The following is an 18847-nucleotide window of genomic DNA, read 5'->3' on the forward strand; positions in this document are numbered from 1 at the left end:
GAACATAGGTGAAAGGGGCTGTCGCATTAGCGATATAATTATATCGCTAACGACAGTTTTTCCCTTGCAAAAACCAAGCTACTAGCTTGTCTTGGATTAAGGAACCCCTCCCTGCCCCCTTTAGCAATAGCCGATTTGTGCTGCTAGAACCATTTCGCTAGAAGTAACATCTTTTTCATTGTATTTATCGTCCTTAACGCCTTAACATTAACTTCGACACTGCTGGGCATTATTTCCCCCTTGACCGAAAAGTTTAGTGTATCTTGAGACAAGGATCCTGTCCCTTTCAGTCAGGAGTTTTTTGTTTATACGGTAAATTTTAAAAGGAATGTGTTAGGAGGGAAATCTTATTTTATGCATAAGAAATTAGTTTATACTATTATATTAATAATTCTGCTTGTATTGGGAGTTATTAATAGCTTTTGGGAAATTGAATATAATGTTAATTTGCTTGAGTCTTTCGGGAAATCCAATGAGCTTACCAGGGAGGAACGGGAGTGGCTGGATCAACATGGGGATATTATCTATGGATCTGACAACAATGCGCCGCCATTAAGATATATGGATGAAGAAAGTAAGCAATATCAAGGTATTGTTATAGATTATATCAGAGCTTTATCTATCGAATTGGAGAAAGAAATAAAGGTTAAGCCGTTGGTTTGGAATCAAGCCTTAGATAGTCTGGCAAAAGGGGAAACAGACATTTCTGATATGTATCCTTCCGAAGAAAGGGCAAAGTATTATCTTTTTTCCGAGCCTATATATAATGAAAAATCTATTATTTTGGTGGCTAGGGATAATCAGGAAATTAGTCACTATAATGATTTGCAGAATAAGACGGTGGCGGCTCAGGAAGGAGATTATGTTTGTGAATTTCTAAATTCAAAGGTTGATAATATTGATTATGTATATGCACCGGATTACTATGGGGCAATTATGCGTTTAAAAGAAGGAAAAGTAAGCGCGGTAGTAGGGGACGAACCGGTAATCAGCTGGCTGATTGATAAATTGAATTTAGAAAATGAATTTAAAATCCTTGAGAATCCCATTTACGAAAAGGAATGTGTTTTAGCAGTTCCCAAGTCGGAAAAAATTCTTCTTAATATAATCAATAAAGGGATTTATAATCTGAACCGGAAAAATACGATGGCAAAGATACAGCAAAAATGGTTTGGCATATCGGCACCTTTTATAAAACAAAAGATATTGGAAAAACTCGGTTTAAGTGTTGGAATATTTAGTATTGTAATACTTATGAGCTTTTTCCTGTTCTATACATGGAATTATCAATTGAAAAAAGAAGTACAAAAAAGAACTGAAGAGTTAGAGATGAGTAGAAATGATTTGGAAACTACTTTCAATGGTTTAATCCATTGGATGATTATCGTGAATAAGGATTACCGCATAGTTGAAGTCAATAAATCTTTTTGTGACATAATGAAAAATGACAAAAATGACATAATTAATAAAAAATGCCGGGAATTTCCTGGAACCTTATGTACTGCTGACTGTGATAGCTGTATAATCAACAGGACGCTGCTTGAAGAGAAAAACTTGCAATATGAGTTTAAATATCGAAATAGAATCTATGAAATGAGTACTTTTCCGCTTAAGGATAATTTTAAAAATACACATAGGATACTTATTATGATTAAAGATATTACAAGTTCCAGGGTCGTTGAACAGCAGCTTTTGCATTCCAATAAAATGGCGGCCATAGGTCAGTTGGCAGCAGGGGTAGCTCACGAGATTAGGAATCCGCTGGGCTTAATACGAAATTATTGCTATCTTCTGAAAAATGATATGAACAAAAATCACAATGTATCTAAAGAAGCCGTTAGTGTTATCGAAGCTTCTGTTGAAAAAGCGAGTAATGTCATAGAAAATTTACTTAATTTTTCTAGAATTTCAGGTAATAGCAGAGAAAATATCAACATTAGAGATTGTATTAGTAGTATTATAAAACTAGAACATAAAGTAATGGTCAAAAGAAATATTCAAGAAGAGATTATATGTGACACGGACATCATATGTTATGTAAATCAAGAGTCAATAAAGCATATTTTTATTAATCTGATCGCCAATGCCATTGATGCGATGCCTGATGGCGGAGTACTAACAATTCGCTGTGAGAAAAAACAGGATACGCTGTTTATTTCATGTTCAGACACTGGAATTGGGATTAATGAAAAGGATCTGGATAATATTTTTAACCCCTTTTTTACTACGAAGCCGCTGGGACAAGGGACTGGTCTGGGATTATATATTGTATATAATGAAGTGCAAAAATTTGTCGGAGATATTAAAGTTTCAAGTAAATTGGGGAAAGGTACTGATTTTTATATTACGCTGCCATTAAAGGGGGAAGATATAAATAATGAAGAGCAATAACAATTTGAAGATACTGGTAGTAGATGATGAAAAAGAATATAGAGAAGTTCTTCAGATGATACTGGAGAGTAAAGGATATATTACAGAGACGGCCTGCAGCGGTAAAGATGCTTTGGAAAAATTAAAAAAGAAAAATTTTAATTTGGTATTGTCTGACTTAATTATGCCGGGAATGAGTGGAATCGAACTTTTGGAGCAGATAATAGAAAAGCATCCTGAAACGGAAGTAATTATTGTAACAGGATATGGCACAGTTCAAAATGCAGTAGAAGCGATGAAAAAAGGAGCGTTTACATATTTTATAAAGAGTCACGATCCTGAGGAGCTTCTCATAGAGATAGATAAAATCAAAAATCTAACAGGTTTGGAAAATAATAATGAATTGGTGCGAAGCCAGCAAATAGATACTAACTTTATGTTAAAAACCAAGAATCCGAGATTTAAAAAAGTACTGGATATAGCGGAAAAAGCAGCGCAAAGTAATATAAATATTTTGATATTGGGAGAGTCTGGCGTGGGGAAAGAAGTTTTTGCCCACTATATTCACCATTGCAGTGACCGGAGAGGACGATCTTTTATTGCTATCAACTGTCATGCGTTAGCCAATAATGTACTTGAATCAGAGCTATTTGGTCATGAAAAAGGTGCTTTTACCGGCGCGGTAGAGCAAAGAAAAGGAAGATTTGAAGCAGCACACGGCGGTACACTTTTTTTAGATGAAATAGGGGAAATATCTCTTAGTACGCAAGTAAAGCTGTTAAGGATAATAGAATTAAAAGCAATTGAAAGAATTGGAAGTAATAAATCAATTGATGTGGATTTTAGGCTTATTTGTGCAACAAATAAGAACCTGCACAAGTCGATTCTGGAAGGTGAATTTAGAGAAGACTTGTTTTATCGAATGAGCACCATTACAATAGAAATTCCACCTCTTAGGGATAGAAAAGAGGATCTGACGGATTTAATAGACTTCTTCTTTAAAAGATCGGAAGCTGAACTTAAAAAGAAAGTGAATCAAATAGAAAAGGGAGTCATGAATTTTCTTTTCTCTTATGATTATCCGGGAAATATAAGAGAGTTAAAAAACATTATCGAGCGATTAGTGGCTTTATCAAGCAATGGTATCATAAAAGAAGTGGATTTGCCGGAGTATAAAAAGGGCGAACAATGTAACAATGAAATTGTCGAAGTCAAATCTCTCAAAGATGTGAGAAAGGAATTTGAAGCCAGATATATTGCAGAAGTCCTTGAACTGAGTGATTATAATATGTCGGCAACGGCAAGAAAATTAGATATAACTAGAAGACAGTTGTTCAATAAAATTACAGAATATAATCTAAAATAATAATATACAGACGCTAATGGGAAATTTATTTCCTATTGGCGTGGAAATTTATTTCCCTAAGATATATCTTTTTTAAAAGGATATATCTTTTTTTGTCGAAATAGTCGTAAAATTGGCACAAAATCTTTGCGATTTGACTTTGGCATGGAATTTGCTTGTATATATTTTATATCTATATGAAGCTGGAAGGAGATGAAATGAAAATCGTAGCAGGTTTTTGGGATATAAACGAATAGAAGAGGGGATTAGAAATTATGTCGGATAACATTAAATTACCATCATTGGGACAAGCATTTTTCGTATTAGGTGGTTTTCTTGCTTTAGCATTTGCTTGCCAAGCATTCAAGATCGAAATTCATTTGGCATTATTTTCAGGATGGTTTTTAGCTCTGTTTATTGGCAAATTGGTAGGTCATAGTTACAAGAACATGGAAGAAGCAATTACTGCTGGTATTCATAATGGTATGAATGCAGTGCTTATTCTTTTAGCAGTAGGTGCTCTTGTCGGAACATGGATTTCGGGTGGTGTTGTTCCCAGCCTGATTTATTACGGATTGAAGTTGATTCATCCATCTATCTTCTTATTAGCCACATTGATTATTTGCAGTATTACTTCACTTTCAACAGGTACTTCATGGGGAACAGCTGGTACCGCAGGAATTGCTATGATGGGAATTGGCGCAGGGCTTGGCGTACCGGCACCAATAACAGCAGGTGCGGTATTATCCGGTGCATACTTCGGAGACAAGCTCTCGCCTTTATCGGATAGTTGTATAATAACCGCTTCTATGACGGAATTAGATGTAATTGATCACGTTAAAGGTATGTTGCCGATCTCTCTAATAGGCTATATTATTACAGCTATTGCATTTACAATTACCGGATTTACTGTTGTTGGAAATAACACAGTAGATTTAAGTAAAGTGAATACGGTTATGGATGCTATTAACAGTATGTATCATGTTAGCTTGCTCAACTTAATTCCCATGGTGGTGGTCCTTGCGTTGCTGGTAATGAGAATGCCGTCAATTCCCGTGATTACCTTTGGTGCGGTCTTAGGTATTATTTGGGGTATAGTCTTCCAAGGCTTATCGCCGGTTGAAGCAATAACGACCGCTTGGGCTCAAATTCCTAAAAATTCTGGTTTAGTATTCATAGATAATATTTTGAGTCGTGGTGGAATGAGTTCTATGTTGTGGTCAGTGGGCATCATTCTTTTTGGTCTGGGTTTTGGCGGTCTCTTGGAAAAAATCGGAATATTAAAAGTTATTGCCCAAAAAGTGGAAAAAGGGATAAAATCAGGCGGTTCATTGTCAGTTATGACAATTATTGTTGCTTTCCTTGGTAATTTATTTGGTAGTGCTATGTATGTTTCATTAATTTTAACACCTAAAATTATGGTGGAAAAATACGATGAATTAGGTTATGACAGAAGGGTTCTTTCCAGAAATTCCGAATTTGGCGGTACTTTGACATCAGGTATGGTGCCATGGAGTGATAATGGTATTTTCATGGCCGGTATTTTAGGTGTGGGAACGCTTCAATATTTGCCATATATGTGGCTCACCTTTGCTTGTATCGCAGTTACTATTTTCTGTGGTTATACTGGCCTGTTCATGTGGAAAAAGAATGAAGAGCAAGTTCTGGCACAAAAGGTATCCTCTTAAGTGCATGCTTGAGTAAGATAAATTCTGGAATGGCTTGAATTCCTTTCGACGTATTGACTTGCTCGCAAGTAGAACACACAACACTAAAGGGCTTAATGCAGAATTCTTAATAAAAGGAGTAGTTATGTATGAAAAAAATATTGTTGATTGCGACTGGAGGGACAATTGCCTGTTCGGAAAGCGGCCACGGTTTGTCTCCCTCGTTTGATGCGAAGGGATTATTGGCTTTAGTTCCAGAAATAAAGGATATGTGTGATATCAGTGGCATGCTGATTATGAACATAGATAGTACAAATATGAATCCGCATTTGATGATAAAAATCGCTGAAACAATTTATGCAAATTATCATGATTACGATGGGTTTGTTGTAACTCATGGTACAGATACAATGGGATATACTTCAGCGGCATTGTCATATATGCTGCAAAATATTAAGAAGACCGTTGTTGTAACAGGTTCACAAATTGCAATAGGGGAATTATATACGGATGCAAAGAAGAATATATCGGATGCTATACGATTTGCAATTGAAGGTATACCGGGCATTTTTGTTGCTTTTGACGGAAAAATTATCAATGGAACCAGAGCAAAAAAAATCAGGACTCGTAATATGAATGCCTTTGAAAGTATAAACTGCGCCAACGTTGCCGAAATAAAACTGGGAAAAATTACTTTTAGCAAAGACGTTTGCAATATGTTAAAGGTTGATGCAAGCAAGCCATTCAATTTGCAGACTTCCATATGTACGGATGTGATGGTAGTTAAGCTGTTTCCTGGAATAAAACCGGATATTCTTGACTTTTTGAAGGAGCATTATAAAGGGGTAATTATTGAAAGTTTCGGAATCGGCGGAATACCTTGTCAAGAGAATAATGATATTCTTACGAAAGTGAAAGAACTCATTGCTGCCGGAGTAGCGGTCGTCATTACCACTCAATGTCTAGAAGAGGGAATTGATTTAGGCATATACGAGGTAGGACAAGAAATCGCTAAAAATGCGGTTATTTGTGCAGGAGACATGAATATAGAAGCCAGCGTAGTTAAATTAATGTGTGCTTTGGGCAATTACAAAAATATCGATGATATTAAATGCTATTTTGAGACACCAGTGCTTGGCGATATTAGTGTATAAATCTGTTCCAGCCTTGCCTCTTCAACAAACCAGCAACTCCTGTTTTTTTGCACATTCATGATAATTCTAAAATGAGCTTTGTCCCCCGTGCTTCAATTGTACTTTAGCAATAGCCGATTCATAATCTGCATGTACTTTAACTCAGAATTTTCTTTACGCAACTTACGCAATTCACCATCAAATAAATTTTACACCTTTTCCCGGACTTTTCGAAGTCCGGGAATTGTTTTTTTACAAAAAGAGGCCTGCCACATTATTTTTGTGCGACAGACCCTTTAACTATTTACGCATATTAAAATGAAAGAGATTTACAGTCCTCTAGCAGCCAATTCATGCTCTGCACTAACTAGCTTCACACAAAGTGCAACCAATTCCATAGCTTGTTTTAATTCTGACAATGGAGGGAAGGTAGGAGAAAGACGAATATTTTTGTCTTCGGGATCTTTGCCATAAGGGTAGGTAGCACCAGCAGGAGTGAGTAGGACGCCGGCAGCTTCAGCTTTTGCTACTATTTCTTTTGCACATCCTGGGAGAGTGTCGAGACTAATAAAGTAGCCGCCTTGCGGTTTGCTCCATGAAGCAATATTTTCGCCGCCCAGCTCTGATTCTAAGATATCCAGGACTAAATTAAATTTAGGTTTAATAATGGCTGCATGTCGCACCATATGTTCCTTTATGCCAGCTTCATTTTTGAAGAAGCGGACATGACGCAGCTGATTTAATTTGTCTGGCCCGATGGTTTGTATATTAAGCTGTTTTTTAAGCCAATTAATGTTGTTAACACTACTGACCAGCATAGCAATTCCAGCGCCAGGGAAACTAACTTTAGATGTTGAGGCAAATTCAAAAACACGGTCAGGATGACCTGCGGTATTGCAGGTTTGCAGAATATTAAGTAATGTGCCAGGGGTATCTGTGAGATGATGTACTGCATAAGCATTATCCCAAAAAATACGAAAATCAGGTGCTTTTGTAGGCATTGCTGCCAAACGCTTTACAACGATATCAGAATAGATAATACCAGTGGGATTACTATACTTTGGTACACACCAGATGCCTTTGATTGCTGGATCGGAGGCCACTAAGTTTTCAACTTGGTTCATATCCGGCCCATCATCTTGATAGTTAACTCTGATCATTTCAATTCCTAAGTGCTGGCAAATGGCAAAATGCCGATCATAACCAGGACTGGGACAGAGGAATTTTACTTTTGGCAGCTTACTCCAAGGGACATCACTTTCTGGCAAGCCATGCAGCATGGCGCGAGAAATTAAATCATGCATCATGTTTAAGCTGGAATTACCCCCAATGATAATTTCCTCGGGTTTTGCATCTAAAATCCAAGAGAAAAGTTCCTTTGCTTCGGGAATACCGTCGATTCCGCCATAGTTTCGGCAGTCAATTCCATTCGAAGCTTTATAATCGGATTTGGTAAGGCAATCTAAAAGATCAGCAGAAAGATCTAATTGCTCAGTGCAGGGCTTTCCCCGGGACATATCTAATTTAAGGTTTTGAGCCTGAAAATCTTGATAGCTCTTAGATAATTCAGCATAATAGCCTTGTAATGTTGTGTTACTCATGTCTTTCAATTTACTCATTTTTACATCTCTCCTTCACATTCTTTCATTATATTGGAATTAGTAAGCCAAAGGCAATAGGTTTTCACAAAAACGATAGTATGTATTCTGAATACGTTATGAAAGGCAATGATAATTTCTGTACTAAAAGCAAAAAAAAACTTACTAATTTAAGTAAGCAGTCTAACATTCAGATTGATATTTTTCTTTGTATGCCTGTTTATTTTGGGCAATTTCACTTAATAAATCAATGAAGAGATCAATTTCATTGCTATTATTATAGAATCCTAGACTTAGCCGTACTAATCCAGGAAAAGGAACTTCAGGTTGCTGTTGATAATAGGTTAACTTGTTGGGGGTTAGACCTAAAAGCTTTTCAACATAGGGATGAGCACAGAATAGGCCGCTTCTTACAGCGATACCCCCTTCATAAGAGAGCATCTTTGCTAACAATTCATGATGGACACCTGGAAGATCAAAAGAAATGATGCCTAGTCGATCTTCATTCTTTTCAGCACAGCAATATAATCTTAGATCAGGAATGGATGTTAATTTGTGAATGGTATAGTGGATCAGCTCTTGTTCGTATTGATCAATGACATTCATGCCAATCGACATTAAGGTCCTAATTGCCGCTGTTAATGCTACTACACCCATAACATTAGGAGTGCCTGCCTCCTCTTTATGAGGGGAAAGAGACCATTCGATAAATTGATGTGAAACTAATTCTACTGCACCGCCGCCTTTACAAAAAGGCTCTTGTCTTTCGAAGGTTTCCTGTGGACCAATGAGAACTCCAATGCCAAAGGGTGCATACATTTTATGGGCAGAGAATACTAGATAATCGATGTGTTCTGGAGAATCATAGTCTTTCATGTCAATAGGGGCATGAGGTGCCAATTGTGCTCCATCAACAAGAATTTTTGCGCCATGCTGATGAGCTAATCTGGCGATTTTATGAATTGGATTTTTATAGCCAGTTACATTGGAGGCTCCAGCAATGGCGACTGTTTTTACTCTTCCTCTATAATTTTTTAATTTCATTTCTAAATCTTCTAAAGAAAACATGCCGTTTTTATCGATAGTTACATAATCAATAGTAAATCTATCTCTCCACGGTAAATCATTCGCTAAATGCTCCATATCGGAAGCGAGGATGACCTGTTTATCATCATTTTCTGCTAAAACATAAGACAGTAAATTAATAGACTCAGTGGTATTTTTTGTATAAATAACAACATCTCTCTGATCTGCATTTACGAAGCTTTTAATCACGTCTCTTCCTTCTTCATAGATATCAGATGAAAGCAGGGATTTGTAACCTGTACCGCGGTGAATGGATGAATACCAGGGGGCAAAATTAATTATTTCGTCCATGACTGCATGCAGAGGGGGAGTGGTTGCTGCATTATCAAAATTAATGTAAGTAACGCTGCTGCCGTTGATTAAGGGCACTTTTTCTTCTACTCCGACTACTAGATTTCTAAGATTTGAGTGTAGTATCATATTGTGTCCTCCAATCTTGATATTGGATACTCTTCATAAAGTATTTACACTATATGTTATTCTATGCATAATCCAAGAGATTTTACACAAGAGCGTAGATAAAAACTAAAAGAAAAGTGAGAAATTTGCTGGAGAATAGAGGAAAATGAAAGAAAAGAAAGAATAATGTCTTAACGTAAAAAACGATAAGATGTAAAGGAGACTGTAACAAGCCATGGTAAAATGGGAAGCTAAATATAGCCTGGGAGTAGAATCCATTGATGAACAGCACAAAGAGCTATTTAGAATAGCAAATCGAATTTATGAACTTTTGAAAAATGAAATGATCTTGGATAAATATGATCATATCATGGAAATCATTGATGAGTTAAAAAACTATACAGTAGATCACTTTAAAGACGAAGAAGAGTACATGAAAAGTATTGGCTATAAAAAGTTTCTTTCCCACAAAGTTGCTCATACTGATTTTTTAGATAAAATGGAAAATATCGACGTAAATAAAATTGATAACGGACATAATGAATATTTACTAGGTATATTAGATTTTGTATGCGTTTGGCTTATGGAACACATTATGAAAGAAGATAAATTAATCGTGGCCTAATCATTTTTCACATAAAAAAGTATTCCTAGGAGAACAAAGCCCTCCTAGGAATTTTTTGCGAAAATCAGAAAGCATAAATAAACCCTTTGTGTCCTTTGCGTCTTTGTGGTTCGGTTATCTTTATTTTACAATTGTAATTGTACCGGCTTTTCTTGGCGCAGGTTTAGGAGTACTTCTTTCGGGGGAACCTAAGGCGGCAGACCCATAAATCCTATGTTCAGGAGGTACTCCTAATTCAGTTAAGATTGCTGTCAAGACTAAAAAGCAATTTGCAGGATTTTTATCTTTTGATGGTAAATACAGGTAATAGGTATCGAACTGTTATCTGTAAATTAGTTCTATAAATGGATTGGGAGGTTTATGAAAATGATAGAAGAACTAGAGTTTGCCCAGGAGCTTATTGACTTTATTTATGAAAGTCCAACGGCTTTTCATGCTGTGGATACAGTAAAAAAGCGCCTGCATCATTGCGGTTTTATAGAAGTTCGAGAAGATGAAACGTGGAATCTTAAAAAAGGTGGTAAATATTTTGTAACTAAGAATGATTCTGCAATTGCTGCTTTTATTTTAGGAATTGGAAATCTGGAAGAGTCGGGTTTTAAAATTATAGGAGCGCACACCGATTCACCCACTTTTAGAATTAAGCCTGCACCGGAGATGATTAGTGAAGGAAACTATATCAGACTCAATACAGAAGTGTATGGCGGCCCTATACTAAACACCTGGCTGGATCGGCCATTAGGGGTAGCGGGAAGAATTACGGTAAGAAGTGAAAATATCTTATATCCAGAAACTAAGCTTGTAAATATAAAAAGACCGATCCTTATTATTCCAAACCTTGCAATACATATGAACAGAGAAATTAATAAAGGTATAGAACTAAACCCCCAAAGAGATACACTGCCACTGTTGGCTCATGTAAATGAAAGGTTAGAAGCGGGAAATTATCTGCTCAATGAGATTGCAAAAGAGTTAAAGGTAGATGTATCAAGTATTATCGACTTTGATTTATACCTTTATGAATACGAAAAGGGCAGTATTATTGGTCTTACTAATGAGTTTATATCTTCAGGAAGATTAGATGATTTAGCGATGGTTCATGCAGGTCTGGAGGCACTCTTAAGAGTCACGGCAACACAATCAACAAATGTACTGATTGCCTTTGATAATGAAGAAATAGGCAGTAGAACCAAGCAGGGAGGAGATTCACCATTTCTTTCTACTGTCTTAGAGCGGATTCTTATTTCCCAGGGCAAAGGACGAGAAGAGTTTTTTCGATCACTGGCAAAATCTTTTATGATTTCTGCAGACCTTGCCCATGCTGTACATCCCAATATGGGGGAAAAGCATGATCCTGTAAATAGACCTATTTTAAATAAAGGACCCGTGATTAAAATTAGTGCCAAGCAAAGCTACACTACCGATAGTAATTCTGATGCAGTTTACGAAGAAATATGTAAAAAAGCAGGTGTACCTGTACAAAAATTTGTTAATCGCTCTGACTTAGCAGGCGGCTCTACCATCGGTCCTATTTCATCGACTCATTTAGCTATACGCTCTGTAGATATGGGAACTCCTATACTTGCTATGCATTCTGTCAGGGAATTGGGAGGGGTCTTAGATCATACCTATGTAACAGCATCTTTTGAAGAATTTTATAAGTTGTAAGGAAGCAATAAGAAGGACGCTGATGTGTTCTGATAATCAGAATATCTTGACTTATTCTTCGTGATCAAATAAGGGACACGGAGCATATAAATAGAAAAGATGCCTATCACTTACTACAAGAGAAGGATAGGCATCCTTTGTTATTTTATTTGGGATTAATCTGCAGGGCTGTAAATGGGTAAAAAGAAAACGGGTACGATTGTGTCCGGGAGAAATAATAGGCAGCTATGTTTCAAAGCAACTGCATAAGTTGACATAAGAAAAGCCTCCGCAAAGCTTTGCGAAGGCTTGATTTTCATGGTGACCCCGGAGGGATTCGAACCCCCGACCTATTGATTCGAAGTCAAGTGCTCTATCCAGCTGAGCTACGGAGCCATTTAAGTCATATAATCCATTCTATCGGATGATAGCTGAAATGTCAAATTTTATTAGTAATATTAAATTGCGGATTTTTTTATTGGATCAAAGAAATAATAATTACTGTGCATCTGATTTCTTAAAGATAGACTGATTAAAGTACGGTTTTGGCGATGAATTACCAGATGAAATATGAAAGTGAGGCGATATAATGGATGGACGCGGGCCGATGGTTATATCTACTGAAGATTTGTGGTTAATCATTATCGCAATCGCAATGGGAACGATGGCAAGGCTGCTTGTACTAAAAGTCGATTATAAACAATATCCTTCCTACCCCAATGGAGTTCTCATTCATGTAGTGCTGGCATTTGTAGCCGCATCCATTGGAGCCGTTGCCATCCCAGCTATCAAGTCGAACAATTACACGGCGGTCACTTTTCTTGCATTGGCTGTTCAGAATTTTCGTGATGTTAGAAAGACGGAAAGAGAGAGCTTAAAAGATTTGGAGGAGACCGAATACACTCCTCGTGGGAATGCGTACATAGATGGAATCGCCAAGACTTTCGAAGCAAGAAATTATTTTGCATTGGTTGTTTCCCTAACTACGGCTGCTTCTATGGAGATCGTTGCTGCACTGCACATCGGTATAATGTATCAGGTGGTGGCAGGGATTCTTGCCGGATGTATTGTTTATCAGGTGATTAGTAGATTTTCCAAGGGGAAAAGTGTCGGGGATGTTGCAGCCGTGCGTCTTGCCGATATAAAAGTAGAAGGCTGCGAAGTTTCTGTAGAAGGTACCTTCGTAACTAATCTTGCTGGAACTCAGAACGCTCAGAAGATGATTGCGAAGGAAGGGGTAGCGGTTATCATTGAACCCAACCAGAAGCATTCTGCTATTGCACTTCATAATTTTGGGCAGCGAAAGGCAATTCTTTTTGAAGCGACCCGAACACTTGGGGCTAAGCGATACAACTTCACAAGAAAAGACTATGAAACGGGAAAAATCATCATATTATTTGTGCCTATCGTTAGAGATTTTGAGAAACTGATTGACGTTGTTAAGAATACACCATTATTAGAATCCGTTAAAAAGAGTCATGCCGTATTACGATCAAAAGCGGTGGAGGAGTAAACATGGGGAATGAAAGTACACAAAGGCAGACAGCAGCAATCATTGCTGCAGTTACTCTCTCAAATCATAAAATACTAAGTGCAGGTGAAGCATTCGTCCTTGAGGCTAAGGATGAAGAAGAGCAGCAAAAGCTAACACTTGAGATAGCAAAGACAGTCAAAGGGGATGTAACACAATTGAGTAATGGGATCTATTTGATTCTTAAAAGTTAAAAAATAGTACAGCATAAAATAGATTTATGCTGCACTATTTTTTAACTTCGCAGACTAGCTTTTTAAAAACATCTTCTTCCGAGTGGGAATCTTTTATTTCATTTCCAATAGGTGCTGGAGGAGGGGCATCGAAAGCTCCATTGGAATGATTTGTTATAGATCTTTCGATGTTTGCCAACCGATCCAGCAAGCGTTCAAATTCCCAGCGGTCAACAGGTTGTAATTCATCCTTGAGTATAAATCCAAATCGTCCATTGGGTTCAATGGTTCCCCATTTTACATCAGATACTTTAGAAATACTTGCTTGACGAAGTTCCATTTCTAGTTGTTGAATTGTCATTCGAACTTGTTTGAGCCTTTCTCGTTTCATCTCTCCATTTTCAATGAGCACTACAGGATGTCCAGTAAAAATTTTCTTTAAGAATGGAAATCTGATTTCAGAGTACTCAATTGCGATCAGAGTAAACACGGCAACTGCAACTAGCACAAATGTATCGATTAGTTCAGCTCCTACAAGGGGTTCAATTAGAACGGTACCCACTGCTAACATGACTACCGTTTGTGCTACGGTCATTTGGGCTAGGGATTTGCGTCCTGCAATGCGTAAAATAAGTGTGCCGTAAAGTATCGTAAGCAAGGTTTTCCAAATAAGGGAGAAATCAAGAGTACCCACTTTTTACATCACCTAAACTAAATTTGTAGCTCTGCAAAATAGAAAGGCTAAGCAGGCACCAAGCATGGGTCCAACGATAGGAATCCAAGCATATCCCCAGTTTGAGCTGCCTTTACCAGCGATAGGCAAGATCGCATGAGCAATGCGAGGACCTAAATCACGGGCAGGATTGATCGCGTAACCCGTGGTTCCGCCCATACTCAGACCGATTCCCCATATTACCATCGCAATGATATAGATATTAAGACCAGTACCGAAGCCTGGATTGCCTTGGACGGCTTTACTAGCAATGGTAAAAAATGCGATCAATAAGAAAGCAGTTGCTAATAGTTCACAAAGCAGGTTTGCCATAGGGCTGTTGATAGCAGGGCCCGTGGAGAATACGCTTAGCTTACCTTCTTTGCTATCCGTGGCTCCCCAGTGAGGAAGATACATTAACCAAGTGATAGTGCCACCTGCAATGCCGCCAAGTATTTGAACAAACATGGTAGGAATAGCCTGAGCAAAGGTGTATGTACCTGCAAAGGTTTTGAAAAGAGTAACAGCGGGATTCAAATCAGCCTGAGGGGCACCCAGGGAAATAGCAGCAAAAGCACCAATCATAACGCCGAAAGCCCACCCTGCAGTAGTACAAATCCAGCCAGCTCCTTTGGCGTAAGACTTCTCTAAGGTAAGATTTGCATTCACGCCACAACCAAAAGAAATTAGCACTAAAGTACCAAAAAACTCGCCAAATAAATTTGTCATATTTCCTCCTTGAGATGATGTGATAGTTTTTTTAGTAATCTGCAGATACAGTATTAATATACGCATTACTTTATTTGCTATACAGAGTAAGTATTTATCTTTGGCAGAGAAAGATCATACTTATTGTTGGAGCGCTGGTAGACAAGTAGTTTAAAGTGTAGGATAATAATTTTCTAGAACAATGTTGGCGGAGGTGTTTTTGTGCGACAAAAATTAAACTCATAAAAAAAGCCCAGAATGTTTTCTGGGGTGGTTATAGCGGTTACTTCTCCGATCCTGATGGTCATTTATGGGAAGTAGCTTTGAATCCCATGATCGGCTTTGATGAAAAAGATGCTTTACTCTTGTAGTAACTGTTCTGCTTTTTATAAAACTGTACTAATACAGTTTACCTTATTGCAATTGAGGATTGTGATACATTAGGATATAATGATGCAAAGAGTCTATTATTATGAAGCGCACATGCGCTTCTAACTCATTTCTAGTGTAGGTGATAATTATGAAACTAATCGTATCGGATTTAGATGGCACTTTTCTGGATTCGAATCATGAGGTCATTGAAGAAAATGTTGCGGCGCTTAAGGCGGCTCAAAGCAAAGGAATGGAAATTGCGATTGCAACAGGCAGAAATTATGGAAATGTCTTGGCGCTATGCCAACGGGCGGGCCTTAAACCTCACGTAATATCAAATAATGGTGCATTTGTGTATAATAAAAATGGAAATCAGATAAAAGCGATTGGTTTGGATAAAGATCACGTAAGAGAAGCTCTTGATTGGCTTAGCTATCGTAAGTATTTCTATACATTATGTACGGATCATTTCGTATACATGCCAGCTAATGCGCATACTATCTTAACCCGTGATTATGAAAATGCAATTAACCATGTCAGGAAGATGACACCTGAGAAGCTTAAGGAAGGAATCGATGTTTTTCTAACCTTAGATAGTGCAGTGTTTGTCAATAATTTTAATGAAGTACTAGAGCAAGATTTTGTTTTTGGTAATATTTCAGCGATTACTTTAGATGATGACAAGTTGCGTCATGGGAGGGAGTATTTTAGTAATTACACAGGTATGTCAATGACCATAGCGGGCAAGGATATTTTTGAAATGATTCATCCCTCTGCATCCAAAGGTAATGCATTAGAGACTTTGATAGCACATTTAGATATTTCGTTAGATCATGTAATGGCATTTGGTGATAACTATAATGACATTTCTATGCTGCAAAGAGTTGGTTTTAGTGTAGCAGTTGAAAATGCGGAAGACGACGTCAAAAAAATCTGTAAGTATGTATCTCTTTCGAATGACGATAAGGGGGTAGCCTATATGATACACAAGCTTCTGGGCTAAGTATTATCTTATAACCACAAAGACGCAAAAATAAAGTCCTTTGCGTATTTGTGGTTCAATTAATTTAAGTTTTATTTTATAATTTATCAGCAATAGATCGTATATTGCTCTAATCATAAAATAAAAGCCTTGCAAAATTCTAATAAAGAATTAGCGAGGCTTTATAAGATAAACAACCATACTACAGCACCCATTTAATGATGACGATTCTTTAAGAACAGATTATGAGCAGCTTCGATTACTGCACAAAGTAAGAAAAACATACAGACAATAGTACCTGAAAATTTAAGGACATCCACTGCGATGGAACAAAACATATGCCATGATCCAACAATTGGTGCAATAAGATAAATTCCTAAGAAGATTGTTGAGGATAATAGTAATAAATAAGCTGATGGATAGTTATCAAACATATTATCATCTCCTTGGTTTTATTATATCACTCTGAATAAGCGTAGTCTAGGCATTAAGCTGAATATTTTGAAAATTATAACAAGAAAATGTTAAAGCTTTAGTTACAGTATAGTATGATGTAAGATATAAAAAAGGTAGAGAAAGAAGAAAATATACATAAAAAGCACAGAGCACACTAAAGGGAGTTGATAACCTTAGTGTGCTCTGTGCTTTCATGTAAAATCCATGATTTCTATGATGCTTTTTTACTTCAAGCGAAAGGATACTGGCAATGATGTATAACATGCTACTGTTTTGCCACTATCCCGATCCTTGGCCGGCACGAATCTCCATTTTGCTACTGCAGCTACGGCTGCATCATCCAAGGATGAATGACCAGTAGAGCGGCTTACAGAAATTTCACCGGGACGACCATTTGCTAAAATCTGTACTCGTAGCACCGCAGTACCTTCCAAACCAGCCTGTCTGGCATCTGATGGGTAGGAGGGATCTACTTTCGATAAGATACCTGGTGCGGCAATACCGCTGCGTGAACCACCGCCGCTTACCGCAGCAGACGCTGCAGAGCTACTAGAACTGCTAGCTTCACTAGATGATGATGAAGAGGAGGAACTTGGTGCTTCAGCCTCCGTCATGGTTAAATCGCTGGCTGTAACAACAGGCTCTGCCTTGACAACTGGAGTACTTGTTTGGATTTGTTCTACTGGCGTTGCTTCCGTTGGAATTGGTTTTGGTATATCCTGATGGAGCTCCGGTAGAGATGGGCTATTTCCAGCTCGATCTGCCGGGTCACTCATTAAATCCATTTCCAGAATGACCTCTTCTTGTATTGGCAAGGCAGCTGTAAATCCAGAAGCGATATAGCCTGCCGTCACTAAGAGGATAATATGAAGGAAAAAAGATACAGCCATGGCTTTACGCCAATGAAATGCATAGGACATAGATGAGTTACCTCACTTTCTCTGCCGCTATCGATACTCGGTGAGCTCCGGCTAACTTTAGTTCATCCAGAACAGCGATTACTTGACCGTATGGTACTTGTTTATCGCCTCTTAAGACAAAAACATTATCCGGCTGTTTTCCCAGTTCTAGACTGACTCGTTTAGCTAGCAAGTTTAGCGGTATTTCTTCCTGATTAAACATTACACTGCCATTATCCAGGACTGTAATGTTTATACTGCTGGGTTTATCCTGCTGAACAGATGCTGCCTGGGGCAGATTCACTGGAATGGTGTGCTGCTCTACCATATACAGAGTACTCATCATAAAAAACACTAATAAAAAGAAGATAATATCAATCATAGGGATAATCATCAATTGTGGTTGATTATCTACTCGTAAACTACGCAATCTCATGTGTTTCTCTCCGTGCTGCTTTTTTAAATGGCATATAGCTGATGACTAATGCGGCTGTTTGCTCAATATCACTGATCATACGGTTGACTCTTCGAGAAAAGTAGCTGTGGGAAACAAGAGCCAAAGTAGCAACACTAAGACCTGTTGCAGTGGCAACAAGTGCTTCCCCGACACCGCCTGTAATGGCCATGGGCTGTCCAGATTGTACGTTGAACACGCTAAAGGAATTGATCATGCCGATAACAGTTCCTAATAGTCCAAGCAGTGGGGCTAGAGTAACTATCGTGCTCAGATCATCTAGGCGGTCTCGCAGACGATCAGCTGCCAACGTGGCACTACTTTCCAAAGCATTTTCTACTTGACCATTTCGTTGAGAAGCCAAAAGCCCGGCTAGGGTTACTCTTGAGAGTGTATGTGGCTTTTGCTCACATAATTGAATGGCATCATTCAAACGCTGCTTTTCCAATAAAGGTTGTAGTGCCTGATGAAAAGCCTGTGTATTAGCAAATGTATTTTTGTAGTACAAAACGCGCTCGACGGCAATTGCCACCACGAATAGCGAGCAGATCGCTAAAAGATACATGACAGGACCGCCCTTGTGAAACAAATCTATTGAATGATTTAAAAATTCCATATTATATTAGCTCCTTATAAATAATTTTTGTGGGTATTTTTTTAGCAGTAAAAAATGTATTGCAAAAGCAAAGT

At 37.9% G+C, this 18847-nt stretch carries 17 protein-coding genes and 1 tRNA gene; 9 read left to right on the forward strand and 9 right to left on the reverse strand.

Going from position 1 to position 18847, the window contains the following annotated elements:
* The first annotated feature begins 354 nt into the window (after nt 1-354).
* From JBW_RS05890 to JBW_RS05905, 4 genes are all read left to right on the forward strand, one after another.
* Nucleotides 355-2391, forward strand: coding sequence for a transporter substrate-binding domain-containing protein (locus JBW_RS05890; protein ID WP_007957126.1), 2037 nt, complete (start codon nt 355-357; stop codon nt 2389-2391).
* A complete protein-coding gene (locus JBW_RS05895; protein ID WP_007957124.1) occupies nt 2378-3736 on the forward strand; it encodes a sigma-54-dependent transcriptional regulator in 1359 nt (452 codons plus the stop codon). The genes JBW_RS05890 and JBW_RS05895 overlap by 14 nt, the downstream gene beginning before the upstream one ends.
* Before the next feature lie 254 nt (nt 3737-3990).
* A complete protein-coding gene (nhaC, locus tag JBW_RS05900) occupies nt 3991-5403 on the forward strand; it encodes a Na+/H+ antiporter NhaC (RefSeq protein WP_007957122.1) in 1413 nt (470 codons plus the stop codon).
* A gap of 128 nt (nt 5404-5531) precedes the next feature.
* Entirely contained in the window at nt 5532-6536 is a 1005-nt protein-coding gene (locus tag JBW_RS05905; protein WP_007957120.1) for an asparaginase, read from the forward strand.
* Nucleotides 6537-6844: 308 nt separating this feature from the next.
* Here JBW_RS05905 and JBW_RS05910 read toward each other — a convergent pair whose 3' ends face one another.
* Together JBW_RS05910 and JBW_RS05915 are read right to left on the reverse strand one after the other, a co-directional pair.
* Complete coding sequence (locus JBW_RS05910) at nt 6845-8134, reverse strand: aminotransferase class I/II-fold pyridoxal phosphate-dependent enzyme (protein ID WP_007957118.1); 1290 nt, start codon at nt 8132-8134, stop codon at nt 6845-6847.
* 162 nt (nt 8135-8296) lie between these two features.
* Nucleotides 8297-9619: an aminotransferase class V-fold PLP-dependent enzyme gene (locus tag JBW_RS05915; RefSeq protein WP_007957116.1), complete on the reverse strand. Its 1323-nt coding sequence runs from the start codon at nt 9617-9619 to the stop codon at nt 8297-8299.
* A gap of 214 nt (nt 9620-9833) precedes the next feature.
* Between JBW_RS05915 and JBW_RS05920 the strand changes: the two genes are divergently transcribed.
* A complete protein-coding gene (locus JBW_RS05920; RefSeq protein WP_007957115.1) occupies nt 9834-10223 on the forward strand; it encodes a bacteriohemerythrin in 390 nt (129 codons plus the stop codon).
* Nucleotides 10224-10589: 366 nt separating this feature from the next.
* The gene (locus JBW_RS05925) at nt 10590-11891 is read left to right on the forward strand and encodes a M18 family aminopeptidase (protein ID WP_007957114.1); all 1302 of its coding nucleotides are present in this window, start codon (nt 10590-10592) and stop codon (nt 11889-11891) included.
* A 298-nt stretch (nt 11892-12189) separates the two neighbouring features.
* Here the strand turns inward: JBW_RS05925 and JBW_RS05930 are convergent.
* A tRNA-Arg gene (locus JBW_RS05930) sits at nt 12190-12266 on the reverse strand.
* Nucleotides 12267-12459: 193 nt separating this feature from the next.
* Here JBW_RS05930 and JBW_RS05935 point away from each other — a divergent pair.
* Both JBW_RS05935 and JBW_RS05940 read left to right on the forward strand, forming a co-directional pair.
* Entirely contained in the window at nt 12460-13383 is a 924-nt protein-coding gene (locus JBW_RS05935; protein WP_007957113.1) for a YIEGIA domain-containing protein, read from the forward strand.
* 2 nt (nt 13384-13385) lie between these two features.
* The gene (locus JBW_RS05940) at nt 13386-13595 is read left to right on the forward strand and encodes a capping complex subunit for YIEGIA (RefSeq protein ID WP_007957112.1); all 210 of its coding nucleotides are present in this window, start codon (nt 13386-13388) and stop codon (nt 13593-13595) included.
* Nucleotides 13596-13629: 34 nt separating this feature from the next.
* Here the strand turns inward: JBW_RS05940 and JBW_RS05945 are convergent, their stop codons facing one another.
* Together JBW_RS05945 and JBW_RS05950 are read right to left on the reverse strand one after the other, a co-directional pair.
* Nucleotides 13630-14268: a DUF421 domain-containing protein gene (locus JBW_RS05945; protein ID WP_007957111.1), complete on the reverse strand. Its 639-nt coding sequence runs from the start codon at nt 14266-14268 to the stop codon at nt 13630-13632.
* A gap of 12 nt (nt 14269-14280) precedes the next feature.
* On the reverse strand, nt 14281-15015 hold the full coding sequence (locus JBW_RS05950) for an MIP/aquaporin family protein (protein ID WP_007957109.1): 735 nt from the start codon (nt 15013-15015) through the stop codon (nt 14281-14283).
* Nucleotides 15016-15514: 499 nt separating this feature from the next.
* Between JBW_RS05950 and JBW_RS05955 the strand changes: the two genes are divergently transcribed.
* Nucleotides 15515-16369 (forward strand): Cof-type HAD-IIB family hydrolase, encoded by an 855-nt coding sequence (locus JBW_RS05955; RefSeq protein ID WP_007957107.1) that lies wholly within the window; start codon nt 15515-15517, stop codon nt 16367-16369.
* Between the two features lie 194 nt (nt 16370-16563).
* On the opposite strand, the gene JBW_RS05960 is transcribed toward JBW_RS05955, so the two are convergent.
* The 4 genes from JBW_RS05960 to JBW_RS05975 all read right to left on the reverse strand — a co-directional run bounded on the left by JBW_RS05960 (nt 16564) and on the right by JBW_RS05975 (nt 18773).
* A complete protein-coding gene (locus JBW_RS05960; RefSeq protein WP_007957106.1) occupies nt 16564-16782 on the reverse strand; it encodes a hypothetical protein in 219 nt (72 codons plus the stop codon).
* 246 nt (nt 16783-17028) lie between these two features.
* Nucleotides 17029-17724 (reverse strand): energy transducer TonB, encoded by a 696-nt coding sequence (locus JBW_RS05965; protein ID WP_007957105.1) that lies wholly within the window; start codon nt 17722-17724, stop codon nt 17029-17031.
* 7 nt (nt 17725-17731) lie between these two features.
* On the reverse strand, nt 17732-18139 hold the full coding sequence (locus tag JBW_RS05970; RefSeq protein WP_007957104.1) for an ExbD/TolR family protein: 408 nt from the start codon (nt 18137-18139) through the stop codon (nt 17732-17734).
* Complete coding sequence (locus JBW_RS05975) at nt 18126-18773, reverse strand: MotA/TolQ/ExbB proton channel family protein (RefSeq protein ID WP_007957103.1); 648 nt, start codon at nt 18771-18773, stop codon at nt 18126-18128. The genes JBW_RS05970 and JBW_RS05975 overlap by 14 nt, the downstream gene beginning before the upstream one ends.
* Nucleotides 18774-18847 lie beyond the last annotated feature (74 nt).

It is taken from the genome of Pelosinus fermentans JBW45 (assembly GCF_000271665.2).
In the GTDB taxonomy this organism is placed as follows: domain Bacteria; phylum Bacillota; class Negativicutes; order DSM-13327; family DSM-13327; genus Pelosinus; species Pelosinus baikalensis.